The organism is Escherichia sp. Lx600-2, from assembly GCF_036662595.1.
In the GTDB taxonomy this organism is placed as follows: Bacteria; Pseudomonadota; Gammaproteobacteria; order Enterobacterales; family Enterobacteriaceae; genus Escherichia; species Escherichia coli.
In genome coordinates, this window is the sequence record NZ_JAYQWM010000009.1 from 79,264 (window position 1) to 104,568 (window position 25,305).

Consider the following 25,305-nt stretch of genomic DNA (forward strand, 5'->3'; position numbering starts at 1 on the left):
CCATCGGGCCTCTTTTTATTTACTCTCCTGCGGCGACAAATGTTGCATCGCCTGCGCGATACTACGTTCAATCACCGCACGGCGAGTATCGTTGGCAGGTAAGAGTTTCAACATCATCTCCCACGCGGCAACGGCTTCGCCAAATCGCTGCTGCTCAAAGGCATTAAACGCATACATGCTTAACACACGAATATTGCTATGGTCCGTTCTCACCAACTGGCGCAGCAGTTCGCCGCCGAGGCGGTTGTCGTTGGGATCAGATGAACGTGTCAACGCTTCAGCATAACCCAGTGCGGCATCGCTGTTTTTCGGATCGAGGCGATACGCAGTAGCGTATGCATCGGTGGCGATACTGGCGTTACCCAGCGCCATGCCAACGCGACCCAACATAATCCAACCTTCTATATCTCCCGGATTTTTTTGCAGTTGAGTACGCATCCCCAGCGCAAGGCGCGACATCTCTTCTTCGTTGAGCGGATCGGCTTTCGGATCCAGCGCCCTGTCCAGCAACGCCGGAGCCTGTGCCGTGGCCTGCTGCCAGATTTTCACCTGCTGATAATTGCCAGTCTGGTAGTAGCTGACGCCAGCCACAATTAACGCCACCACAATACCCGGCAGATAAACAACATATCCGGCACGCTTACCTTCCGGCACGCTTTGTTCAGGAAACGCTTCCGGTACCACGCGTACCCGACGCCGCGAACGGGCGTATATGACCCAACCGCCAATACCAATAGCCACTACCGGAAGCACCCACAGCAGCACGGTCAGCGGCGTTAACGGCGGATCGTAAGTGACGAAGTTGCCGTAACGCGCCACCATATAATCGACAATCTCTTTCTTACTTTTGCCTTCCTGCATCAGTTCATACACTTTCTGGCGCAGGTCGGTGGCAATCATCGAGTTGGAATCGGCAATGCTGTTGTTCTGGCATTTCGGGCAACGCAGTTCTTCAGTGAGCTGACGGAACTGTTGTTCCTGTGCTTCATCTTTAAACTGCAACACATCGATGGTCGCCAGCGCTGAGCCGGAGATCATCAGCATCAGCACGCCCAATAAAAACCTCATTGTGCGGCCTCCTTACTGTATTTCTCCCACAGCGGCTTGATCTCTTCTTCCCAGACGCGAGGATTCAGATCGCCCGCATGGCGATAGCGAATGATACCGTTGCCGTCAATAAGAAACGTTTCTGGCGCGCCATAGACACCGAGATCCAGCCCTAACATGCCGTCGCCATCAAACAGGCTTAGCGCGTAAGGATTGCCCAGCTCTTTCAGCCAGCTGATTGCCTTCTGGCGATCGTCTTTATAGTTCATGCCGACCACGCGGATGCCCTGCGCAGAAAGCTGATTCAGATATTGATGTTCCGCACGGCAGGTCGGACACCAGGTCGCCCAGACGTTAAGCAGCACTGGTTTGCCCTGAGTCAGCACATCCGCCTGATAAAACTGCCCCGGATTGTCCAGTGATTCGAGACGAAACTTCGGCACTGGCTTGCCAATGAGCGCCGATTCCAGATTGGTCGGATCATCCCCTTCGGCATTACGCGCCAGCTGCCACAGCAGCGCCGCGGCAATCGCCAGGAAGATAATCAACGGAATTAACAATACTTTGCGCTTCATACAGCCTCCGGCGCAGTTTTTTGCGGACTCACGCGCTTACGATAGCGAGGATCAAACAGACACAGCAGTCCGCCCAACGCCATCATCAGCCCGCCCGCCCAAATCCAGCGAACAAACGGTTTGTAGTAAAGACGCACAGCCCACGCGCCGTTTTCCAGCTCTTCACCGAGCGCGGCGTACAGGTCACGCGTGATGCCACCGTCAATCGCCGCTTCGGTCATCATCGACCCGGCAGTGTTGTAATAACGTTTTTCCGCATACAGCACCGTTTCCGGTTTACCCTCTCGCGTTACGCCGATAGTCGCCACACCGCCACGCCAGTTCGGGCCAGTCACCTCTTTGACATCACGGAAGGTGAAGCGATATTCATGAATATCGACGCTATCGCCGGACTTCATGCGCACATCACGCTCAACGCTATAGTTCTGGCTAAAGGCAATGCCAACAATTGTCACTGCCAGCCCCAGGTGAGCCGCCACCATCCCCCAATAACTGAAGGTGGTTTTCGTGCCGCGTGAAATACGCAGCACAGCTTCCGCAATTGCCAGCACCGCAATCCAGCAGGCCATTGCCAGGCCGAGCACCGTCATCGCCACCACTTTGCTTTCGAACAGCCACGGCAACAGCAGAGACAGCACCAGCGTAGAGATAAAGGCGAAAATCAATAAATTGCGGATCTTACGTGGGCGATCGCGCCCCCAGCGCACCAGAGGACCGACACCAAGCAGTAGCGCAAACGGCACCATCAGCCAGGTAAACATGGTGTTGAAGAACGGTTCGCCAATCGAAATACTGCCCAGTCCCAGTTGCTTGTGCACCAGCGGCAGCAGCGTCCCCAGCAACACCACCAGCATCGCGGCGACCAGCAAAACGTTGTTCGCTAACAGCAAAGATTCCCGCGACCACAGCGCATTGTTTACGCGTGAGCGAACTTTGTGTCCACGCGCGGCAAACAGCAGCAGCGAACCGCCAATCACCAGCACCATAAAGGCGAGGATAAACATACCGCGCGCCGGATCAGACGCAAACGCGTGTACCGATACCAGCACGCCGGAACGCACGAGGAAAGTCCCCAACAGACACAACGAGAAGGCACTGATTGCCAGCAGTAATGTCCACGCTTTGAAGCTGGCGCGTTGTTCAGTGACCGCAAGTGAGTGCATCAGCGCAGTCCCCACCAGCCACGGCATAAACGAGGCGTTTTCTACCGGATCCCAGAACCACCAGCCACCCCAGCCGAGTTCGTAATAGGCCCATGCGGAACCGAGCACAATGCCGAGCGTCAGGAAAATCCACGCCGCCAGCGTCCACGGGCGAGTAAAACGCGCATAAGTGCTGTCCAAACGCCCGCTCAGCAAAGAAGCAATGGCAAAAGCAAACGCCACCGAGAAACCCACGTACCCCATATAAAGCAGAGGCGGATGGAAGATCAGCCCCGGATCCTGTAACAGCGGGTTAAGATCGCGCCCTTCAATCGGGAAGTTCGGCAGCGTGCGTGAGAATGGGTTAGAGGTAAAGAGAATGAACAGCAAAAAGCCGACGCTGACCATCCCCATTATCGCCAGTACGCGGGCCACAATATCCAGCGGAATACGCTGACTAAAAATCGCCACCGCAAAGGTCCAGCCGCTCATCAGCAGCACCCACAGCAGTAGCGAGCCTTCATGCGCGCCCCAGGTAGCCGCCACGCGATACCACACCGGAAGCTGGGTATTGGAGTTGCTGGCAACATAGGTGACGGTAAAGTCGTTGACCACGAAAGCATTGACCAGCACCAGAAATGCGCCAGCCACAGACATAAACAGCAGCCAGGCAAACAAGCGGGAAGACGCCATCATGCGCGCATCTCCGCGCGCCACGCCCCATAGCGGATACACGGACAGCAGCAGCGCAATCCCTAACGCCAGGCACAGCAGCCCGTTACCAATTTCCGGCATCATGATGCTGGGTCCTTATAAACACTCGCCGGGCGACGGTGGTTAGCTTCCATCGCTTTCTCAACTTCTGGCGGCGTATAGTTTTCATCGTGTTTCGCCAGCACTTCTTTCGCGAGGATATGATTGCCTTTTTCCAGCTCGCCTTGCACCACAACGCCCTGCCCTTCACGGAACAGATCCGGCAAAATGCCTTCGTAAGAGACATCCACTGAGCCTTCAGCGTCGTAAATGGTGAACGTTACTTTCAGCGAATTGGGATCGCGCTGCACGCTACCCGGCATCACCATCCCGCCAACGCGCAGACGCTGACCGACTTCCGGCATCTGCTGAGTTTCACGCTTGCCGTAGAGAATTTCCCCCGGCGTATAAAAGAGATCGATATTCGAGCGCAGCGCATATAGCACCAGACCGATAGTCAGCGCCAGCCCTGCCAACACGGCACAGGCAATCCACAAGCGGTTTTTACGGCGAATATTCATGCAGCCTCCTGCTGTTGTGCAGCACGTAAACGCGCCTCTCGCGCCCGCTGTTGCGCCACGCTACGCAGAATTGCGCGATGCTGCATCACCGAGTGCACGACCAAAACCACCAGCGGAATAACGGTCATCACCACCGCCAGCCAGACAAAAAAGGCGTAACCGCCCATTGCGAAAAATTCATTCCAGGAAGCAAATGCAGGGGTCATTTACGGCCTCTTTTCAGTATCAGTTCACTCACCCACGGACGGCGTTTTTCCATCAGCAAAATCAAATTACGCATCCGCATCAGCGTCAGCGTGGCAGACAGGAGCAGGAAGCCAAAAATCGACCAGCGCAGCGGCGAACGCATCGCCGGATCGATACTTTGCTGCATCCGCGTTGATCCCTGATGCAGGGTGTTCCACCACTCCACGGAGTAATGAATAATCGGCAGATTCACCACGCCAATCAGCACCAGGATACCTGCCGCACGGCCCGCCAGACGGCGGTCGTCGAAGGCGTGCCACAGGGCAATCACACCCACATACAAAAACAGCAGCACCAGTTCAGAAGTCAGACGTGCATCCCATACCCACCAGGTGCCCCACATCGGTTTTCCCCATGCAGAGCCGGTAACCAGGGCAATAAAGGTAAACACGGCACCAATGGGGGCCATCGCCGCCACCGCCAGGTTGGCCATTTTCATCTGCCAGACAAGGCCAATAAACGCCGCCACCGCCATTGATGCATAAATGCCCATCGACCAGATCGCCGCAGGCACATGCAGGTAGATAATGCGGTAGCTATTTCCCTGCTGATAATCAGCCGGAGCAAAGCCGAATCCCCAGATCCAGCCGACGGTAAGCACGACCACACTGGCAATTGCCAGCCACGGTATAAACCAGCCACAGATTTGATACAGCCGTGGTGGGATCGCCAGTTGATGCAGTGTTTTCCACATAGTTTCGATACCAGACTCGAACAAAAATCAGTAATCCAGCGTTATTGAATGCTGATTCGTAACGCTGCCGCCGTCGCAAAAGGACTTAATGTCGCGGTGCCTGCCAGCAACGCGCCTAAAATTGCCAGATACCCGTCAACGGGCAAATGCATAGAAGCCGCGTCCATCGCGGCGGTGGCAAAGATGAGTAATGGGATAGTCAGCGGTAACACCAGTATGCTGAGCAGCACACCACCGCGCTTAAGTCCCACTGTCAGCGCCACGCCCGGCGCACCAAGAAAGCCAAGCGTAGGCGTTCCCAGCAGTAGCGTTAACGCCATCACTTGCCAGCCATAAACATCCATTCCCAGTAGCATTGCTACCAGGGGCGAAAGGATGAGTAACGGCAGACCGGTTACCATCCAGTGCGCCATCACCTTCGCCAGCACAACGGCGGGCAAGGGTAACGGCAACAACATCAATTGTTCAAGACTGCCGTCCTGCAAATCGTCACGGAACAGTCGTTCCAGCGCCAGCAAGGATGAAAGCAGCGCAGCAACCCAGATAATGCCCGGTGCAATACGCGCCAGCAGTTGCGGCTCCGGACCGATACTGAGCGGAAAAAGGGTAATTACAATCAGGAAGAACCACAGCGGGTTGGCGATTTCAGCGCTATGGCAAAACGCTACGCGCAGCTCAAGACGGAAAATGCGCCAGAACATCATACGGCCCTCGTTTGCGTCAGTGAAATGCGGCGAATTTTACTTTCAGCAACGTTGAGCGGCTGGTGGGTAGTGAGAATCACAATCCCCCCCTGCTCTGTATGCTGCGCCATACGCTGGGTCAGACGATCGACGCCGTTAACGTCAATCGCGGTAAAAGGCTCGTCGAGGATCCATAACGTGGCACGGGTCAGCCACAGACGCGCTAAAGCGACGCGGCGTTGTTGCCCGGCAGAAAGTTGATTTACCGGAATATCTTCGAATCCGGCAAGCCCGGCCTGCGCCAGGGCTTCCAGACATTGTGCGGTATCGCCATCGCGATGATAAAAGTGCAGATTTTCTAACGCCGTCAGCCGGGTTTTGATCCCCGGCTGATGGCCTATCCATAACAGGTTTTGATGGTAGCTGTCGCGTACCTGATGCAAGGGCTGCCCTTGCCAGAGAACCTCGCCTGCGTCAGGGCGAGACAACCCCGTCAGCAAACGGAGAAGCGTTGTCTTCCCCGCGCCGTTGCTACCGGTGATTTGTACCCACTCTCCTGCGTTCAGCGTAAATGACAAGCCACTAAATAAGGTTCGTTCATCCCGCTCACAAAGTAACTCTCTGACTTCAAGCATACCCACGCAATAACCCTGTTAAAAACCTGGCTCGACTTCACGCATATCGGGGAGCTTGTGCGCTATCCCTTTATGGCAATCAATACAGGTTTGCCCATCTTTCACCGCCTGGTCATGCATCTTCGCGGCAACCGATTTCTGGGCGGTTGTATCCATATACTCGAAGTTGTGACAGTTACGGCACTCCTGCGAGTTATTGTCCTTCATGCGCCGCCACTCATTCTGTGCCATCGTCAGACGATGAGCTTCAAATTTCTGCGGCGTGTCAATAACGCCAAAAATTTTACCATACAGCTCTTTACTTGCTTTGAGCTTGCGTATCATCTTCGGCACAAACTCGTGCGGAACGTGACAATCCGGACAGGTCGCACGGACGCCGCTACGGTTGTTGTAGTGCACGGAATCCATGTATTCCTGATACACCGTGTTACGCATTTCGTGGCAGCTAATGCAGAACTCTTCGGTATTGGCTTTTTCCATCCCGGTGTTAAAGCCGCCCCAGAAGACGATGCCGCCGACAAAACCGATCAACAGCAGCGTCCCCAGCGCCAGACGGCTGGGGGTACGCCACCATTTCCACAGGCGCTTAATCAGACCAGGCTTACGGTCAGAATTTCCCATAATAACCTCTTATTTCCCGTAACCTTTTGATGGGGTAAAGGTATTCCCCACGATTGGCGCGGTATCGGCCTGCGGTACGTGACATTGCAGACAGAAATAACGACGCGGAGCCACTTCCGCGCCCACTTTGCCGTCGCTGTCCATAAAGTGAGTAGGACTGATACGCGGCGCGCCAGTGGTGCGATAGCTTTCGACACCGTGGCACTGCAAGCAGCGGTTGGTATTGGTCGTTACCTGATAACCTTCAACGCTATGCGGGATCATTGGCGGCTGATTCACATAGTTCAGCGGCATCCGATCCTGCTCTTTTGGCATCCGAATGGCCCCTTCCTGCGTCCCGGATACTTCCGGCGACTGGCTAAAATCGACGCCATTAGCCGCCCAAACCGCGCCGCTTACCACCAGGGCCAGCATCGCCGTCCATTGACACAGCGCTTTCTTCAGGTCATGGCTTTTCATGATTTCGCTCCCGAACTCCATCGTGTAGTTATTGTAAATACATCCTCAGAACAGACATCCACGCAGCGACCGCACGTCATGCAATCGCGGCTGGTGACCTGCACCGGGCTTTGTTCATCCAGCACCGGGGCACGTAGCACATGCGGTTCCGGGCAAACATGAAAACAATCCATACAGCGGTTACATTTCTGCCGATCGCTGGCCGCAACGGTAATCACACCTTTGCTACCCAGCACGCCATACAGCGCGCCAACCGGACAAATGTGCCCGCACCAGCCGTGTTCAACGACCAGTAGATCAAATAAAAACAGCGCGAGAATAAGCAGCGCGCCGCTGCCGAAGCCCATTACCAGGCTACGCCCCATCAGGGAAACGGGGTTGATCCATTCCCAGATGAGCGTGCCAGTTAAGGCTGATCCCACCAGAATGACCACCAACAGCACGTAGCGAATGTGGCGAGGGATCGTCGCAGACTGATTGAGGTCAAAGCGCCTGCGTAACCAGTTCGCTAAGTCGGTAATCGGGTTCAGCGGGCAGACCCAGCTGCAAAATAATCGCTTTCCTGCCAGGGCGTAGAGCACGGTGATAATCACCGCACCGGTCAACGCCACCGTGGCAGGCAGATGACCACTGGCAAGACTTTGCAGCGTCATCAGCGGATCGGTCAGCGGAACGGTGTCGAATAACAGGCTACTGCTGTAGTTGCCGTGCAAGATCCACACACCAAACCACGGACCGCTCAAAAACATCCCCAGCACGAAGAACTGACAAAGGCGACGTAACACCAGCCAACGGTGACTGCGCCACCAGCCTTTTTTCTCCAGCGCCTCGCGCCCGGCGTCACGTTTACGATTTGCCATTGTTCCCCTCCAGCCAGCCGAAGCGGTAATGGTGACCTAACTCCCCTTTCGCCAGTGACAGCGGTAACACCTTGATTGCCGGTTGTTCCAGCACGCACACTTTTTCGCACTTACCGCAGCCGGTACAGGCGTCGCTGTGAACCGTCGGCAGAAAGCGGGCGTGCTTACCGGTACGCGTATTGCGCTCCAGCTCCAGGGTGATGGCCTCATCAATTTTCGGGCATTCGCGATAACAAACATCGCAGCGCAGCCCCTGAAAGTTGAGACAGTTTTCCTGGTCCACCAGTACCGCCAGCCCCATCCGCGCTTCGTCGATCGATTCGATCTCACGATCCAGCGCACCGCTCGGGCACACTTTGGCGCACGGAATGTCCTCACACATTTCGCAAGGAATATCCCGTGCGACAAAATATGGCGTGCCCGCCGACAGGCCAGAAGCCAGCGTCGCCAGTTTTAAGGTGTCGTAAGGGCAAGCCTGAACACACTGACCGCAACGCACACAGGCACTGGCAAAGGCGTTCTCGTTTATGGCTCCGGGCGGGCGCAACCGCACGCCAGATGCGCGTGCGGTTTGCTGTTGTAACCCCAGCGCCACACCCACGGCAGCCAGCCCGCCTGCTGTGCGAACGACATCGCGCAGAAAGCGGCGGCGACCATTTTGAGGTTTCGCTGACCGGGACATAATGGCTTACACCTTCTCCAGTTTGACCGCGCACTTCTTGAAGTCCGTCTCTTTCGAGAGCGGATCGGTCGCATCCAGCGTCAGTTTGTTAACCAGCTGTGCGGCGTCGAAGAACGGCATGTACACCAGGCCCTGCGGCGGACGGTTACGACCGCGCGTTTCGACAATCGAGATCACTTCGCCACGGCGAGAAACCACTTTCACTTTGTCGCCACGACGCAGATCGCGCGCTTTCGCATCCAGCGGGTGAATAAACAGGACCGCTTCCGGGAAGGCGCGGTGCAGTTCCGGCACACGGCGAGTCATACTGCCGGTGTGCCAGTGCTCCAGGACGCGTCCGGTAGAGAGCCACAGGTCGTACTCTTCATCCGGTGCTTCCGCCGCTGGTTCGAACGGCAGTGCGAAGATCACCGCTTTGCCATCCGGTTTACCGTAGAACTTGTAGCCTTCGCCCGCTTTCACGTACGGGTCGTTACCTTCGCTGTAACGCCACTGAGTTTCTTTACCGTTCACCACCGGCCAGCGCAGACCGCGCGCTTTGTGGTAGTCATCGAACGGCGCGAGATCGTGACCGTGACCGCGACCAAACCATGCGTACTCTTCGAACAGCCCTTTTTGCAGATAGAAGCCCAGCTCGCGGGATTCATCGTTCAGCTGATCTTCCGCCAGTTCGGATACCGGGAATTTGCTCACTTCGGGGGTGGCATACAGAACTTCGTACAGCGTTTTGCCACGCAGTTCCGGTTTCTTCGCCAGCAGCTCTTCCGGCCATACTTCTTCAGTTTTGAAGCGGCGGGAGAACTGGACTAACTGCCAGAGATCCGATTTCGCTTCGCCTGGCGCCTGTACCTGCTGACGCCAGAACTGAGTACGGCGTTCGGCGTTACCGTAAGCGCCCTCTTTCTCTACCCACATTGCGGTCGGCAGGATCAAGTCGGCGGCCAGCGCACTGACTGTCGGATACGGATCGGAGACGATGATGAAGTTGCGCGGATCGCGCCAGCCCGGCATACGCTCTTCATTAATGTTCGGCCCGGCCTGCATGTTGTTGGTACACATGGTCCAGTAAACATTCAGCTTGCCGTCTTTCAGCGCACGGTCTTGTGCTACCGCATGCAGACCGATTTTCGCCGGAATGGTGCCGCTCGGGATATTCCACTTCTTCTCGCAGATATCACGATGTTTCTCGTTAGTTACCACCATGTCCGCAGGCAGACGGTGGGCAAAGGTGCCCACTTCACGCGCAGTACCACACGCGGAAGGCTGCCCGGTCAGGGAGAACGGACCGCAACCCGGCTGGGAAATTTTGCCGGTCAGCAGGTGCAGGTTGTAGACCAGGTTGTTGGCCCACACGCCACGAGTATGCTGGTTGAAGCCCATCGTCCAGTAGGAGATGACTTTCTTGTTCGGATCGGCATACAGCTGCGCCAGTTGTTCTAACTGGTCTTTCGGCACGCCGGTCATTTCAGCGGTTTTTTCCAGCGTATACTCAGCAACGAAGGCTTTGTAATCTTCGAAGCTCATCGGTTCGGAGGCGTCAGAACCCGGATTCTTCGCTGCTTTTTCCAGCGGATGGGTCGGACGTAAACCGTAGCCGATGTCCGTCGCCCCTTTGCGCAGGTTAACGTGCTTGCTGAAGAAGTCCTGATTTATCGCATTGTTTTGAATGATATAGTTGGCGATGTAGTTCAGGATCACCAGGTCAGATTGCGGCGTAAAGATGATGCCGTTATCCGCCAGCTCGAAGCTACGATGCTGGTAGGTTGAAAGCACCGCCACGGTGACGTCCTGGTTAGAGAGACGACGGTTAGTGATGCGTGACCAGAGGATCGGGTGCATCTCCGCCATGTTTGCGCCCCACAGCACAAACGCGTCAGCCTGCTCGATGTCGTCATAGCAGCCCATCGGCTCATCCATACCAAAGGTACGCATAAAGCCAACTACTGCCGATGCCATACAGTGACGCGCGTTCGGGTCGATGTTGTTCGAACGGAAGCCCGCTTTGAACAGCTTGGACGCGGCATAACCTTCCCAGATAGTCCACTGACCAGAACCGAACATACCGATCGATTCCGGCCCTTTTTCTTTCAGGGCGGTTTTGAATTTCTCTTCCATCACATCGAAGGCCTGATCCCAGGTGATTGGGGTAAATTCGCCTTCTTTGTCATATTTACCGTTTTTCATACGCAGCAGCGGCTGCGTCAAACGGTCTTTACCGTACATGATCTTGGGCAGGAAATAGCCCTTAATGCAGTTCAGGCCACGGTTAACCGGTGCGTCCGGGTCGCCCTGACAGGCCACCACACGCCCCTGCTGCGTTCCGACCAGAACGCCGCAACCAGTACCGCAGAAACGGCACGGCGCTTTATCCCATTTAATGGCTTCCTGCTGACCAACAACGGCGTGGGCAACGCCCGGCACGCTGAGACCGGCAGCCGCCGCAGCGGCCGCAACGGCGTTAGCTTTCATAAAGCTACGACGACTGAGTTTCATGGTGTTTCCTCACCTTGCTCTTCCTGCTGGTGATAAACCAGCGACACCGCCAGCACGCCCTCTACGTTGCGTACTGACTCAATGGTTTGGATCAGCGTTTCGCTGTCTTCTGCTTCCACCACCACAATCAACTGACCGCTCGGCGCGTCGCTGACAGCAACTTCACAGCCGGGAAAGGCGTTCAGTTGGGTGCTGATGTCTGAAATTCGTTCGCTTTTGGCCTGCACGACCAGGCTGCAAACTTGCCAGTTAGTGTGCATGGAGATACTCCGCAGTTATGGCTGATACCGGACAGCTGGCTGCACATGCTCCACATCCGTTGCAAAGTTGGCTATTAAGTTGCGGCTGGTAGATCCCGGAGAGCGTCGGGCGAAAGATAATTGCCATTGGCTCACAGCTATCCTGACAGCGGCGGCATTCAACTGACTGATACGCCAGGCACGCGTCCCCAATGGTGAACTGCAAATCCCAGGCCCTGGTGTGGCGCGGAGAAAATAGCGATTCGGGGCAAGCCTGCGCGCAGGCGTAACAGAAGCTGCACTCGTTATTTTTGAAATTAACGCTCGGATAGCCGCCCGCGCCGCGTTGCAGGATGTTGTTTTCACAAGCATTAATACAGGCGTCGCAGCGGGTGCAATGGGTCAGAAAATGAGATTCATCACCGGACCAGGGCGGACGGATACCGTTACTGGCTTTGCGCCAGCGACCAGTGAGTATGCCCCGACGGGATGCATCAATCTTCACATTGACCTTCCATCATTAACGCGCTCTGAAAATTGAGAGCGACCAAATAAACCGCATAATTAATAAGCCATTTTTATAGCCGCTAAGATATTAAAGGATGTGTCAAAGATGCATACCCCGATCGAGGTAAAACCTGTAGCAGGATCAAAAGAGTGGCGGGAAGCGTGGCAAAAACGGGCTTTTGCTCACATTTCAAATGGTTATAAATATATTTATATAGCGATTAATTCACCAGAGATATTTCTGCTGGTTTGTTCTCTCATCAGAATTTAACACTAAAAGAGCAGGTAAAATTGTCTGAATATTCTTTAAGTTATTCATAAAGCAAATTAATAAATCTGATGAATATGTTAACCTTCAGCGACATCATCGGTGCAAACCTATAAATGAAGAAGGAAAGCAAAAAATGAAGACCATTCTACCTGCAGTATTGTTTGCCGCTTTCGCCACCACTTCCGCCTGGGCGGCAGAGAGCGTCCAGCCACTGGAAAAAATCGCGCCTTATCCACAAGCTGAAAAAGGCATGAAGCGTCAGGTGATTCAGTTAACCCCGCAAGAAGATGAATCTACCCTGAAAGTAGAACTGTTAATCGGTCAGACGCTGGAAGTCGATTGCAATTTTCATCGTCTCGGCGGGAAGCTGGAAAGCAAAACGCTGGAAGGCTGGGGCTATGATTATTATGTCTTTGATAAAGTTAGCTCGCCGGTTTCCACGATGATAGCCTGCCCGGATGGCAAGAAAGAGAAGAAATTTGTCACCGCGTATCTGGGCGATGCTGGAATGCTGCGTTACAACAGCAAGCTGCCGATCGTGGTGTATACGCCAGACAATGTAGATGTGAAGTACCGCGTCTGGAAGGCGGAAGAGAAAATTGACAACGCGGTAGTTCGCTAAACTGCCGTGAAGTGCGGCACCCCGTAGGTTGGATAAAGCGGTCACGCCGCATCCGACATCTAACGCCCGAGCCGGTTGCCTGATGCGACGCTGACGCGTGTTATCAGGCCTACACCGCTGTGAAGTGCTCCACCCCGTAGGTCGGATAAGGCGGTTACGCCGCATCCGACATCCAACGTCCGAGCCGGTTGCCTGATGCGACGCTGACGCGTCTTATCAGGCCTACACCGCTGTGAAGTGCGGCACCCCATAGGTTGGATAAGGCGGTTACGCCGCATCCGACATCCAACGCCCGAGCCGGTTGCCTGATGCGACGCTGGCGCGTCTTATCAGCATACGCCACATCCGGCATACCATGCCGGATGTGGCACATCATTACAACGCAATATCCGCCACTTCTTTTTGAACGGGTTGCGGTTTCAGCTGCGGTTTCGGCGTACTATCTGCTGCTTGCGGTTTGTCGTATTTCAGCCCCAGCACTTCGCTGGTGTACTGCAACTCGCGTTCTGTTGCGGCTACATCACCGTTCAGCTTGCGTCCATAAGACGGAACGATCGCTTTCAACGTAGCCTGCCATTGCGGGCTGGAAACACGATCGCCAAATACTTTTTCCAGCAGATTCAACATAATCGGCGCGGCGGTTGACGCCCCTGGCGATGCCCCCAGGAGCGCGGCAATGGTTCCTTGCTGGTCACTGACCACTTCAGTACCCAGACGCAGTACACCACCTTTATCGGCATCACGCTTGATAATCTGCACACGCTGCCCCGCTTGCCACAAACGCCAGTCCTCTTTTTTCGCTTGCGGATAGTACTCTTTCAATGCTTCAAAACGATCCTCTTCACTCAACATCACCTGACTCACCAGATATTTCACCAGATCGAAATTATCCAGCCCGACGTGCATCATCGGCATCACGTTAGAGGTGGTGGTGGAACTCATCAGATCCCACAATGAACCGTTTTTGAGGAATTTGGTTGAGAAGGTGGCAAATGGCCCAAACAGCACTACGCGTTTACCGTCCAGAACGCGGGTATCGATATGCGGAACCGACATCGGTGGTGCGCCAACGGATGCTTTACCGTAAACCTTCGCCAGATGGTGATTAACCACGTCTGGGTTTTCCGAAACAAGGAACTGTCCGCCCACCGGGAAACCGGCGTAGTCTTTCGCTTCCGGAATCCCCGATTCCTGTAACAGCTTCAGCGCCGCACCGCCCGCGCCGATAAAGACAAATTTGGCACGAATGTTCTGTGCAGTGCCATTTTTTAGATCGGCAACGGTAACGGTCCAGGTGTTATCGTCATTACGCTTTAGGGCGCGGACTTCGCTGCTGAGTTGCAGCGAGAAGTTAGATTTCTTCTGCAAGGAAGCAATTAACTGGCGGGTGATCTCGCCGTAGTTCACATCGGTACCAATTTCCGTACGCGTGGCTGCCACTTTCTGTTGCGGATCGCGCCCTTCCATCACTAACGGTGCCCACTCTTTGATCTGCGCGTGATCTTCAGAGTAACGCATACCGCGAAACAGCGAGCTTTGTTGCAACGCGGCGTAACGGGCGCGCAGGAAATTGACGTTATCCTCGCCCCAGACAAAGCTCATATGCGGAACGGTATTGATAAATGAACGCGGAGTACGCAGCACGCCGCGCTCGACCTGGTGCGCCCAGAACTGGCGGGAAATCTGAAATGCTTCGTTAATGGCGACTGCTTTTTCAATACTGATGCTGCCATCGGCGTTTTGCGGGGTGTAGTTCAGTTCCATCAGTGCAGAATGCCCGGTTCCGGCGTTATTCCAGCCGTTCGAACTCTCCTGCGCGACACCCTCCAGGCGCTCCACCATGGTCATCGACCATTCAGGCTCCAGCTCGCGTAAATAGGTCCCCAACGTGGCGCTCATAATGCCGCCGCCAATCAACAGTACATCAGTTTCCTGCTCCTCGGACGCTTTCGCTTTTGCCGCCATCGAAACGGCATTAAGCCCCACGGCCATCGAGAAGAGCATGGCAGTCACTTTTTTCATCTTGTTAATGCCTTACTTTTAGTCGCTTTATTGCAGGTGAGATTTGCGCGGCATCAACGGTAACACTTAAGTAACAACATTTAAATAATGTTTATAAATTATATTCTAATTTTAGAAACATTATAATTTCGTTGATTAATTATAGGGTTATTAGAAATGAAGGGATTTTTAGCATATTGACCTGGCGGCAGCAGTCCGCCAGGTCAGCGTCGTAATATTATGCCGTCCGGGCAACGGCATCACGCGAAGCGGCATCGCGCTCTTCGCCCGTCAGCTCGCTAAGTTGCCCGTTGCGCATCTCCAGCAGGCGGTCGGCGTGGATAAAGTAATGATCATCATGACTGATGGCGAAAATAGTTTTACCCATCTCCTGCATCAGCGGCAGCAACACCTGATAAAACTCACGACGGAAGTGTGGATCCTGATCCGCCGCCCATTCATCCAGCAGGATAATATCGCGTTCTTCTGCCAGCGCCAGCAACAGCGCCACGCGTTTTTTCTGCCCTTTTGATAACTTCAGGTTAACAATACGCCCGTTGCTTAACTCAAGCTTATGAGCCATTTTCAGCTGCGCCAGCCACTTCTCAACCAGTTGCGGGTTAGCGGGTTTACCCTCCGGCCCCAGCAGTTGATCAAACAGCCAGACATCGGTAAACACTGCCGAAAACAGTTTGCGATAATCTTCCGGTTGTTCGCCGCTGACAGGTTTGCCATCCAGCAAGATTTCGCCGCTTTGTGGCTGATACAAGCCCGTCAACAACATCGCCAGCGTCGATTTTCCGCTACCGTTGCCGCCAATCAGAAACAGCAGCTCGCCACGTTTGATGGTGAGATTAATCGGACCAACGGAAAACGCGTTATCCTGATAAGCAAACGTCACGTTACGCAGCTCCAGCGTTTGCCAGTTGGGAAACGCCTGCGGGCGCGGAAACTCTGCTTTGAAAGGCGCGAGCGCGAATTTGTTCAGCTTGTTAAACGCCACCTGCGCCGTCAGCAGCGTCGGCAATGCGCCAACCGCCGAAAGCAGCGGCGTACGCAGGAATAAAAGCGTCAACGAATAGGTCGCGGCAACGTTGGTATCAGCCCAACCGAGGCTGTTCGCCATCCAGAACACCAGGCCGATTGCGCCCAGCATCATGATGTTTGACCAGTTCACGGCACTAAGATGGAAGGTGTCTGCGCGAATAATATGATGGCGATACTCTTGCGCATCAGGAATGTAGAGGTTGTTAAACACATACTCGGCGCGTTCCCGGTTCAGAGTCAGCTCTTTGCGCCCTTCAAGTACAGTTTGAAAATCCGTGTACAGCTTGTCTTCGGTTTCACGCAGGGTCGCCATATGTTTGTACACCCGCGCCACCAGCACAAAACCGCCCCAGATGGTGATCGCCATCCAGATAGCCGTTACCAGCAACATTTTGCCCGACAGCATCCACAGATACGCCGCAGAACCGATAGTGAGAATGATCCCCTGCACCAGTTCCGGCAGACGCACAAAAGCAATGGTGATATTACGCACATCGCTGGTTAATCCCGCCAGCAACGAGGCGCTACCGAGTTGTTCAATGCGCTCGACGTGAGTATCCAGAATCCGCTTGATAAATTCACTACGCAGTCGGTAAACGAAGTGATGCCCCAAAGTGGTGAGCGCCAGTTGCGATCCGAGAGTGACTGCCATCAACAGCAGCAATAATCCCAGAAACTCCGGCAACACCAGCAGACTGGTATCCGCCGTTTCGATAAGGCGCTGATTGATAAAAGCAATTAAGCCAATGCCTAAAGCCGCACTGGCGAGGCTTAGCGCCATCACACTGATAAATGGCCAGCGATACTGCCGCCAGACAAGTACAAGAAGTTCCATGCAGAAAACCCGGACAATGAATTACAGCCCGCAGTTTAAACATCTTCGCGCGCACAGCAATAATAATTCTTATTTTTATTCTTTTTTACCTGCCTGACGGAATGTCAGGTTGTAGCGGCAGTCGGTGGTGAGTGGATGAAACCCCGCTTTCAACGGTTGAATACCGTGATAAAACAGCCGCGATTCACCGCCCCATACCACCACATCGCCATGTTCCAACAACAAACGTTTGAGCGGATCATTACGTTTCAGGCCACCAAATTGAAAAATCGCGGGTAAGCCCAGAGAAACAGAAACAATTGGCGCGCGCAGATCCGGTTCGTCTTTATCCTGATGCAGCGACAGTTTCGCGCCAGGAGCGTAGCGGTTGATAAGACAAGCATCTGGCTGGAAATCTGGATAGCCCGCCGCCGTAGCCGCACGTTGACATAAATTATGAAAACTCTGCGGCATGGCGGGCCACGGTTTATTTGTTTGCGGATCAATGGGCGAATAGAGATAACCTTGCCGATGGGTCGTCCAGCCCAGATGCCCACAGTTGGTCATCGCCACCGACATGGTATATCCCCCGGGGGTGACCATCTGGCGAAACGGCGACTGGCTGGCAACGTCATTAATATCGCGGATCAGTTGCTCCGCAGCGTTAAAAGCAAAACGCCGTAAAATTACCGCACCAGCCGCCAGTGGCTCTTGCTACGGTTCAGCATCGGCAAACAGATCCAACATTACCTCTCCTCATTTTCAGCTTCGCGGCGCAGCAGTTGCGCTTTGCGCGACGCGCCCCAGCGGTAACCTGAAAGCGATCCATCACCGCGTACTACCCGATGACAGGGTATAACGATAGCCAGCTTGTTGGCGGCACAGGCACTTGCAACGGCCCGTACCGCTTTCGGTTTGCCGATGGCGTTAGCCAGTTGCTGATAACTGACGGTTTCACCGCAAGGTATCGTGCGCAGTGCCTGCCAGACTTGTTGCTGAAAAGCAGTGCCGCGAATATCCAGCGGTAACGTCAGCGGCGTATCGCGTTGATTGAGGCTGGCGATCACTTCACGCACATGTTGCTGAAACGTCAGATCGGCAGGCGCGTTGTCGGCAGCGGGAAACATCTGCTGCAACTCGCTGATTAATGTCGCGTCATCATCGCCCAGCAATATCGCGCAAATCCCCCGCTCGCTTTCTGCCACCAGGCAACGACCCAGCGCACAATCAGCCAGCGCGTAACGCACCGCCAGATTTTCGCCACCGTGACGGAATTGTTTAGCCGTCATGCCCAGCGTTTCGTCAGCTTTGCGGTAGTAACTGCTGCTGTCGGGGAATCCGGCGTTAAGAATAGACGTCGTCACGCTCTCCCCTTTCGCCAGCGATTCGCGCAAACGGCGAACGCGCCAGGCCTGTTGCCAGGCTTTAGGCGTCATTCCGGTAGTCGCTTTAAACAACCGATGCAGATGGAACGGACTCATCGCCACCTGGTCGGCTAAGACTTCCAGCGTTACAGGCGTTTCCTGTTCCAGCAGTCGACACGCGTGGGTGATTTTATCCAACCGATGTTGCCGGGGATTGGCTTTGTCTGGCTGACAACGTTTGCAGGGGCGAAATCCGGCGGCGAGTGCCTCGCTGGCATTTGCGTAGAAGGAGACGTTTTCCCGCAAAGCATGTCTGGCGCGGCAAGACGGACGGCAAAAGATGCCTGTGGTGCGCACGGCGAAAACGAATTCGCCGTCGGCATTCGGGTCGCGGGCTAAGACAGATTGCCAACGTTGATCGTCAGTTAAGCATGTGGCGTTTTTCATAATCAGCTCCCTGGTTAAGGATAGCCTTTAGTCTGCCCGGTCACCATGGCACAAAAACCAACAATCTTGCGCTTTAATTTTTTTCGCTGATAAGGAAGCTTTTAAACTGCGGCGACATCCAGGTTTTAAAGCTATCACCTTCTTTGGTGATCATGTAGACCGCCAGCCCTTCCCGGCGAACAACCTCTTTGGCTTTCTCCGGCCCGAGCACCATTAAGCCAGTATCCCAGGCATCGGCTTCCAGCGCCGTCGGAGCAATCACCGTCACGGATACCAGATTGTGTTCGATGGGACGCCCGGTTTGCGGATCGATAACATGGGAAAGACGTTTGCCGTCCAGTTCGTAATAGTTACGGTAGCTGCCAGAGGTGCTAATCCCATGACCGTTGATATCCACCACAGCCTGAACCGCGTTTTCTTTATCGGTTGGTTTTTGAATCGCTACCCGCCACGGCAGGCCTTCACCGTTCATACCACGGCTGTTCAGCGCGCCGCCCACCGACACCAGATAGCGGGAAATCCCTTCCTGCTCCATCAAGCGTGCCAGGTGATCCGCCGCATAACCTTCGCCGACGGTAGAGAGATCGACATATAAATCCGGCAGGTCTTTTTGCAGATATTGCTGATGCGACTGATTAATGACCGTCAGGTGCTGTAAGCCAGTTTTGGCTTTCATCGCATCGATCTGTTCCTGGCTCGGAATTTGAACCGGCTGTTGTTCCGGGCCAAAGCCCCACAGATTCACCAGCGGCCCGACGGTTATATCCATCGCACCATCGGTCCTTGCGCCAATGCGCAGCGAGGTGGTGACGATATCGGCCATCGCTTCACTTACCGGCCACGGCGACAAACTTTGCGAGTCGTTAAAGCGCATCAGCGCGGAATCTTTTTTATAGGTCGAAAGCAGCTGATCGTCGGCGTCCAGCTGGGTCTGAATCTTTTCTTTAAGTTCGGCGCTGCGTTTGGCGTCAATGCCCGGGATGCTGGCACGCCAGAAGGTACCCATAGTTTTGCCTTCAAGAACGGTAACTTCAGTAGCGTGGGTTTTGGCGGGTTGTGGTTTTTGATCGCAACCAACAAAGAAGAGCGCGGCAGCCAGCAGTGCCACACGGGTAAAGCTTATTTCCATACGTGATTATCCTCATGCGAACGGTCGCAAGAGTACACCAAAAAACTGAGTTTGTACGCTGAAAACAATGAAAAAAGGGCCCGCAGGCCCTTTGTTCGATATCAATCGAGATTAGAACTGGTAAACCAGACCCAGAGCTACGATGTTATCAGTGTTGATGCCAGCGTCACGAGTGAACTGGTTGTCGTCCAGCAGGTTGATTTTGTAGTCAACATAGGTGGACATGTTTTTGTTGAAGTAGTAGGTCGCGCCAACATCAACATATTTCAGGATATCTTCGTCGTCGTAGTTACGACCATTGATGACACCCAGGTTTTTACCTTTAGACTGCAGGTAAGCCAGGGACGGACGCAGACCGAAGTCGAACTGGTACTGAGCAACAGCTTCGAAGTTCTGTGCTTTGTTCGCCCAACCCAGGGAACCTACGCGAGTTGCGTTGTAGGTCTGGGTGTACTGAGCAGCCAGATAGATGTTGTTAGCGTCGTATTTCAGACCACCAGTGTAGGTTTCAGCACGGTCGCCAGTACCGATCAGACCAGTGTTGTTCTGATCCCAGGTACGTTTGGAGCTGGAGATCGCACCACCGATACCAAAGCCTTCGTAATCATAAGTGATAGATCCGCCAACGCCGTCGCCGTTCTGACGCAGAGCTTTACGACCATTGTTGGTGATGCCATGACCAGTGAAATCCGGATCATTTTCACCGCTTACGCTGCCATTCTGGCCCTGGTACTGAACAGCAAAGTTCAGGCCATCAACCAGACCGAAGAAGTCAGTGTTACGGTAGGTCGCGAAGCCGTTACCACGCTGTTGCATGAAGTTGTCAGAACCGTAAGTGTCGCCACCGAATTCTGGCAGTACGTCGGTCCAGGAAGTTACGTCGTAAACTACGCCGTAGTTACGACCATAGTCGATAGAACCGATGTCCTGGAATTTAAGACCAGCAAATGCCACACGGGTCCAGGAGTTGTTTTCGCTTTCCGGAGCGTTGCCCTGGATCTGATATTCCCACTGGCCGTAACCGGTCAGCTGGTCAGTAACCTGAGTTTCACCTTTGAAGCCAAGACGCATGTAGGTCTGGTCGCCATCTACAGACTTGTCGTCAGAGAAATAGTGCAGGCCGTCTACTTTACCGTACAGATCTAATTTGTTGCCGTCTTTGTTGTAAACTTCAGCAGCGTTTGCTGCGCCTGCTACCAGCAGAGCTGGGACCAGGAGGGACAGTACTTTAACTTTCATGTTATTAACCCTCTGTTATATGCCTTTATTTGCTTTTTTATGCCACTGCATACTGATTAACCCTCATTAATCAGTCGGCAAGTCCATTCTCCCCAAAAATGCAGAATAATCCAACACGAATATGATACTAAAACTTTTAAGATGTTTCATTTATCGCTATAGATGTTTCAAAATGTAAATGCAAGGGAACTTTTTAAGATTATTACGGAATGGCGAAATAAGCACCTAACATCAAGCAATAATAATTCAAGGTTAAAATCAATAACTTATTCTTAAGTATTTGACAGCACTGAATGTCAAAACAAAACCTTCACTCGCAACTAGAATAACTCCCGCTATCATCATTAACTTTATTTATTACCGTCATTCATTTCTGAATGTCTGTTTACCCCTATTTCAACCGGATGCCTCGCATCCGGTTTTTTTTACCCTTCTTTACACACTTTTCATTATTCTGTGCTACCACAGAAAAACTATAACGCTTGTTAACTATTTCACAAATAATTAACATCAGCATAATTTCCAGCAATCTTTGTTTATTTGCAATTATTTTCGTTGGGCTTTTTGTAGGTTATTTGTACAGCAAAATGGCGCTTGTACATCTATTTCCCCCAATGCAGGATGATAAATATCACGGGAGAATAGAGAATCATCAATCAGGTAAGAGTCTGGAATTTCACACTGTACCCTTTATACTGCCCTATCACTTCGCGAAGTTTTAACAGGTCATAAACACGAATGCGTCAGAAAGAGACAACGGCCACGACCCGCTTTTCACTCCTACCGGGGAGCATTACCCGCTTCTTTTTACTGTTGATCATTGTGTTACTGGTGACGATGGGGGTAATGGTACAAAGCGCCGTTAACGCCTGGCTGAAAGATAAAAGTTACCAGATTGTCGACATTACCCACGCAATCCAAAAGCGCGTCGATACCTGGCGTTACGTGACCTGGCAGATCTACGACAACATTGCCGCGACGACCTCCCCCTCCTCCGGCGAAGGTTTACAAGAGACGCGCCTGAAACAGGATGTCTACTATCTGGAAAAACCGCGCCGCAAAACGGAAGCGTTAATCTTTGGCTCTCACGACAACTCAACGCTTGAGATGACTCAACGGATGTCCACCTATCTGGACACATTGTGGGGCGCAGAAAATGTACCGTGGTCGATGTATTACCTGAATGGTCAGGATAACAGTCTGGTGCTGATCTCAACCCTGCCCCTCAAAGATCTCACCTCCGGATTTAAAGAATCGACCGTCAGTGACATTGTTGATTCACGTCGTGCAGAGATGTTGCAACAGGCCAACGCCCTCGATGAACGCGAAAGTTTTTCTAACATGCGCCGCCTGGCCTGGCAGAACGGTCATTACTTTACCTTGCGTACCACGTTCAACCAGCCGGGACATCTGGCAACGGTTGTGGCTTTTGATCTGCCGATTAATGATTTGATCCCACCGGGTATGCCGCTGGACAGTTTCCGCCTTGAGCCAGACGCGACGGCAACGGGAGACAATGATAATGAGAAAGAAGGGACGGATAGCGTCAGTATCCACTTTAACAGTACGAAGATTGAAATCTCCTCGGCACTCAACTCTACCGATATGCGACTGGTCTGGCAGGTTCCTTATGGCACCTTATTGCTGGATACGTTGCAAAACATTCTGCTGCCACTGCTGCTGAACATCGGTTTGCTGGCGCTGGCGTTATTTGGCTATACCACATTCCGCCATTTCTCCAGTCGCAGTACAGAAAGTCTACCCAACACGGCGGTCAATAACGAATTGCGCATTTTACGGGCAATCAATGAAGAGATAGTCTCACTGCTGCCGCTCGGCCTGCTGGTTCACGATCAGGAATCGAACCGCACTGTCATAAGTAACAAAATTGCCGATCATTTGCTGCCGCATTTGAATCTGCAAAACATCACCACCATGGCGGAACAGCATCAGGGGATTATTCAGGCGACGATCAATAACGAGCTGTATGAGATCCGCATGTTCCGCAGCCAGGTCGCGCCGCGCACACAAATTTTCATTATTCGCGATCAGGATCGCGAAGTGCTGGTAAACAAGAAACTCAAGCAGGCGCAGCGTCTGTATGAGAAAAACCAGCAGGGGCGGATGACCTTTATGAAAAACATTGGCGATGCGCTGAAAGAACCTGCACAGTCCCTGGCGGAGAGCGCGGCTAAACTCAACGCCCCGGAAAGCAAACAACTGGCGAATCAGGCAGATGTGCTGGTGCGGCTGGTCGATGAAATACAGTTAGCGAACATGCTTGCGGACGATAGCTGGAAAAGTGAGACGGTGCTGTTCTCCGTGCAGGATTTAATTGATGAAGTTGTGCCTTCAGTGTTGCCTGCCATCAAGCGTAAAGGTCTGCAACTGCTGATTAACAATCATCTGAAAGCACACGATATGCGCCGCGGCGATCGCGATGCCTTACGACGTATTTTGCTGCTACTGATGCAATATGCCGTGACCTCAACGCAATTGGGAAAAATCACCCTTGAGGTTGATCAGGATGAGTCCTCCGAAGACCGCCTGACGTTCCGCATTCTGGACACCGGAGAAGGCGTAAGCATTCATGAAATGGATAATTTGCACTTCCCGTTTATCAACCAGACCCAAAACGATCGCTATGGCAAGGCGGACCCGCTGGCATTCTGGCTGAGCGATCAACTGGCACGTAAACTGGGCGGTCATTTAAACATCAAAACGCGGGATGGGCTTGGTACACGCTACTCTGTGCATATCAAAATGCTCGCAGCTGACCCGGAAGTTGAAGAGGAAGAAGAGCGTTTACTGGATGATGTCTGCGTAATGGTGGATGTTACTTCGGCAGAAATTCGGAATATTGTCACTCGCCAGTTAGAAAATTGGGGTGCAACCTGTATCACACCCGATGAAAGATTAATTAGTCAAGATTATGATATCTTTTTAACGGATAATCCGTCTAATCTTACTGCCTCTGGCTTGCTTTTAAGCGATGATGAGTCTGGCGTACGGGAAATTGGGCCTGGTCAATTGTGCGTCAACTTCAATATGAGCAACGCTATGCAGGAAGCGGTCTTACAATTAATTGAAGTGCAACTGGCGCAGGAAGAGGTGACAGAATCGCCTCTGGGCGGAGATGAAAATGCGCAACTCCATGCCAGCGGCTATTATGCGCTCTTTGTAGACACAGTACCGGATGATGTTAAGAGGCTGTATACTGAAGCAGCAACCAGTGACTTTGCTGCGTTAGCCCAAACGGCTCATCGTCTTAAAGGCGTATTTGCCATGCTAAATCTGGTACCCGGCAAGCAGTTATGTGAAACGCTGGAACATCTGATTCGTGAGAAGGATGTTCCAGGAATAGAAAAATACATCAGCGACATTGACAGTTATGTCAAGAGCTTGCTGTAGCAAGGTAGCCTATTACATGAACAATATGAACGTAATTATTGCCGATGACCATCCGATAGTCTTGTTCGGTATTCGCAAATCACTTGAGCAAATTGAGTGGGTGAATGTTGTCGGCGAATTTGAAGACTCTACAGCACTGATCAACAACCTGCCGAAACTGGATGCGCATGTGTTGATTACCGATCTCTCCATGCCTGGCGATAAGTACGGCGATGGCATTACCTTAATTAAGTACATCAAGCGCCATTTCCCAAGCCTGTCGATCATTGTTCTGACTATGAACAACAACCCGGCGATTCTTAGTGCGGTATTGGATCTGGATATCGAAGGGATCGTGCTAAAACAAGGTGCACCGACCGATCTGCCGAAAGCTCTCGCCGCGCTGCAGAAAGGGAAGAAATTTACCCCGGAAAGCGTTTCTCGCCTGTTGGAAAAAATCAGTGCTGGTGGTTACGGTGACAAGCGTCTCTCGCCAAAAGAGAGTGAAGTTCTGCGCCTGTTTGCGGAAGGCTTCCTGGTGACCGAGATCGCTAAAAAGCTGAACCGCAGTATTAAAACCATCAGTAGCCAGAAGAAATCTGCGATGATGAAGCTGGGTGTCGAGAACGATATCGCCCTGCTGAATTATCTCTCTTCTGTGACCTTAAGTCCGGCAGATAAAGACTAATCATCTGTAGGCCAGATAAGACGCGTTAGTGTCTTATCTGGCATTTGCACCGATTGCCGGATGCGGCGTAAACGCCTTATCCGTCCTACGATTCCCATTATTTCAACAGATTACATTAAAGTAGGCCAGATAAGAC

25 protein-coding genes are annotated in these 25,305 nt (G+C 53.0%); 4 read left to right on the forward strand and 21 right to left on the reverse strand.

What is annotated here, in order from left to right; translation table 11 throughout:
* Window positions 1-15: 15 nt before the first annotated feature.
* The 15 genes from ccmH to napF are packed head-to-tail and all read right to left on the reverse strand — an operon-like array spanning window position 16 to window position 12,155.
* The gene (ccmH, locus tag OQV04_RS05470; protein WP_001211575.1) at window positions 16-1,068 is read right to left on the reverse strand and encodes a cytochrome c-type biogenesis thiol:disulfide oxidoreductase CcmH; all 1,053 of its coding nucleotides are present in this window, start codon (window positions 1,066-1,068) and stop codon (window positions 16-18) included.
* A complete protein-coding gene (gene dsbE, locus OQV04_RS05475) occupies window positions 1,065-1,622 on the reverse strand; it encodes a thiol:disulfide interchange protein DsbE (protein ID WP_000824439.1) in 558 nt (185 codons plus the stop codon). Before dsbE ends, ccmH begins: the two co-directional genes overlap by 4 nt.
* The gene (gene ccmF / locus OQV04_RS05480) at window positions 1,619-3,562 is read right to left on the reverse strand and encodes a cytochrome c-type biogenesis heme lyase CcmF (protein ID WP_032281231.1); all 1,944 of its coding nucleotides are present in this window, start codon (window positions 3,560-3,562) and stop codon (window positions 1,619-1,621) included. The genes dsbE and ccmF overlap by 4 nt, the downstream gene beginning before the upstream one ends.
* On the reverse strand, window positions 3,559-4,038 hold the full coding sequence (gene ccmE, locus OQV04_RS05485; protein ID WP_001026418.1) for a cytochrome c maturation protein CcmE: 480 nt from the start codon (window positions 4,036-4,038) through the stop codon (window positions 3,559-3,561). Before ccmE ends, ccmF begins: the two co-directional genes overlap by 4 nt.
* Window positions 4,035-4,244 (reverse strand): heme exporter protein CcmD, encoded by a 210-nt coding sequence (gene ccmD, locus OQV04_RS05490; RefSeq protein WP_032224485.1) that lies wholly within the window; start codon window positions 4,242-4,244, stop codon window positions 4,035-4,037. The genes ccmE and ccmD overlap by 4 nt, the downstream gene beginning before the upstream one ends.
* On the reverse strand, window positions 4,241-4,978 hold the full coding sequence (gene ccmC, locus OQV04_RS05495) for a heme exporter protein CcmC (protein ID WP_001295447.1): 738 nt from the start codon (window positions 4,976-4,978) through the stop codon (window positions 4,241-4,243). Before ccmC ends, ccmD begins: the two co-directional genes overlap by 4 nt.
* A gap of 41 nt (window positions 4,979-5,019) precedes the next feature.
* Window positions 5,020-5,682, reverse strand: coding sequence for a heme exporter protein CcmB (gene ccmB / locus OQV04_RS05500; protein ID WP_077757399.1), 663 nt, complete (start codon window positions 5,680-5,682; stop codon window positions 5,020-5,022).
* Window positions 5,679-6,302 (reverse strand): cytochrome c biogenesis heme-transporting ATPase CcmA, encoded by a 624-nt coding sequence (gene ccmA / locus OQV04_RS05505; RefSeq protein ID WP_000525610.1) that lies wholly within the window; start codon window positions 6,300-6,302, stop codon window positions 5,679-5,681. Before ccmA ends, ccmB begins: the two co-directional genes overlap by 4 nt.
* Before the next feature lie 12 nt (window positions 6,303-6,314).
* Entirely contained in the window at window positions 6,315-6,917 is a 603-nt protein-coding gene (gene napC, locus OQV04_RS05510; protein ID WP_000528376.1) for a cytochrome c-type protein NapC, read from the reverse strand.
* Between the two features lie 9 nt (window positions 6,918-6,926).
* Complete coding sequence (gene napB, locus OQV04_RS05515) at window positions 6,927-7,376, reverse strand: nitrate reductase cytochrome c-type subunit (RefSeq protein WP_000835174.1); 450 nt, start codon at window positions 7,374-7,376, stop codon at window positions 6,927-6,929.
* A complete protein-coding gene (napH, locus tag OQV04_RS05520; protein ID WP_000013513.1) occupies window positions 7,373-8,236 on the reverse strand; it encodes a quinol dehydrogenase ferredoxin subunit NapH in 864 nt (287 codons plus the stop codon). The genes napB and napH overlap by 4 nt, the downstream gene beginning before the upstream one ends.
* A complete protein-coding gene (gene napG / locus OQV04_RS05525) occupies window positions 8,223-8,918 on the reverse strand; it encodes a ferredoxin-type protein NapG (protein ID WP_023154625.1) in 696 nt (231 codons plus the stop codon). The genes napH and napG overlap by 14 nt, the downstream gene beginning before the upstream one ends.
* A gap of 6 nt (window positions 8,919-8,924) precedes the next feature.
* Window positions 8,925-11,411 carry a periplasmic nitrate reductase subunit alpha gene (gene napA, locus OQV04_RS05530; RefSeq protein ID WP_032281233.1) on the reverse strand — a complete coding sequence of 829 codons (2,487 nt, stop codon included), beginning with the start codon at window positions 11,409-11,411 and terminating at the stop codon, window positions 8,925-8,927.
* A complete protein-coding gene (gene napD / locus OQV04_RS05535) occupies window positions 11,408-11,671 on the reverse strand; it encodes a chaperone NapD (protein ID WP_000557378.1) in 264 nt (87 codons plus the stop codon). The genes napA and napD overlap by 4 nt, the downstream gene beginning before the upstream one ends.
* Window positions 11,661-12,155, reverse strand: coding sequence for a ferredoxin-type protein NapF (napF, locus tag OQV04_RS05540; RefSeq protein WP_000686723.1), 495 nt, complete (start codon window positions 12,153-12,155; stop codon window positions 11,661-11,663). Before napF ends, napD begins: the two co-directional genes overlap by 11 nt.
* Before the next feature lie 108 nt (window positions 12,156-12,263).
* Here napF and yojO point away from each other — a divergent pair, with 108 nt between their 5' ends.
* The gene (yojO, locus tag OQV04_RS05545; RefSeq protein ID WP_001301465.1) at window positions 12,264-12,428 is read left to right on the forward strand and encodes a protein YojO; all 165 of its coding nucleotides are present in this window, start codon (window positions 12,264-12,266) and stop codon (window positions 12,426-12,428) included.
* 133 nt (window positions 12,429-12,561) lie between these two features.
* Window positions 12,562-13,050 carry a serine protease inhibitor ecotin gene (gene eco, locus OQV04_RS05550; protein WP_332641601.1) on the forward strand — a complete coding sequence of 163 codons (489 nt, stop codon included), beginning with the start codon at window positions 12,562-12,564 and terminating at the stop codon, window positions 13,048-13,050.
* Window positions 13,051-13,425: 375 nt separating this feature from the next.
* On the opposite strand, the gene mqo is transcribed toward eco, so the two are convergent.
* The 6 genes from mqo to ompC all read right to left on the reverse strand — a co-directional run bounded on the left by mqo (window position 13,426) and on the right by ompC (window position 21,091).
* Window positions 13,426-15,072: a malate dehydrogenase (quinone) gene (mqo, locus tag OQV04_RS05555; RefSeq protein ID WP_000758066.1), complete on the reverse strand. Its 1,647-nt coding sequence runs from the start codon at window positions 15,070-15,072 to the stop codon at window positions 13,426-13,428.
* Between the two features lie 217 nt (window positions 15,073-15,289).
* Window positions 15,290-16,933, reverse strand: coding sequence for a microcin J25 efflux ABC transporter YojI (gene yojI / locus OQV04_RS05560; RefSeq protein ID WP_000422182.1), 1,644 nt, complete (start codon window positions 16,931-16,933; stop codon window positions 15,290-15,292).
* 75 nt (window positions 16,934-17,008) lie between these two features.
* Window positions 17,009-17,617: a DNA oxidative demethylase AlkB gene (gene alkB, locus OQV04_RS05565; RefSeq protein WP_274446465.1), complete on the reverse strand. Its 609-nt coding sequence runs from the start codon at window positions 17,615-17,617 to the stop codon at window positions 17,009-17,011.
* A gap of 41 nt (window positions 17,618-17,658) precedes the next feature.
* Window positions 17,659-18,723, reverse strand: a complete 1,065-nt coding sequence (ada, locus tag OQV04_RS05570; protein WP_032281235.1) for a bifunctional DNA-binding transcriptional regulator/O6-methylguanine-DNA methyltransferase Ada — start codon at window positions 18,721-18,723, stop codon at window positions 17,659-17,661.
* 73 nt (window positions 18,724-18,796) lie between these two features.
* Entirely contained in the window at window positions 18,797-19,852 is a 1,056-nt protein-coding gene (gene apbE / locus OQV04_RS05575; RefSeq protein ID WP_032281236.1) for an FAD:protein FMN transferase ApbE, read from the reverse strand.
* Between the two features lie 111 nt (window positions 19,853-19,963).
* Window positions 19,964-21,091 carry a porin OmpC gene (ompC, locus tag OQV04_RS05580; protein ID WP_000865544.1) on the reverse strand — a complete coding sequence of 376 codons (1,128 nt, stop codon included), beginning with the start codon at window positions 21,089-21,091 and terminating at the stop codon, window positions 19,964-19,966.
* A gap of 738 nt (window positions 21,092-21,829) precedes the next feature.
* Here ompC and rcsD point away from each other — a divergent pair.
* Complete coding sequence (rcsD, locus tag OQV04_RS05585) at window positions 21,830-24,502, forward strand: phosphotransferase RcsD (protein ID WP_001249109.1); 2,673 nt, start codon at window positions 21,830-21,832, stop codon at window positions 24,500-24,502.
* Window positions 24,503-24,518: 16 nt separating this feature from the next.
* Window positions 24,519-25,169, forward strand: a complete 651-nt coding sequence (gene rcsB / locus OQV04_RS05590; RefSeq protein WP_001061917.1) for a response regulator transcription factor RcsB — start codon at window positions 24,519-24,521, stop codon at window positions 25,167-25,169.
* The last annotated feature ends 136 nt before the right edge of the window (window positions 25,170-25,305 follow it).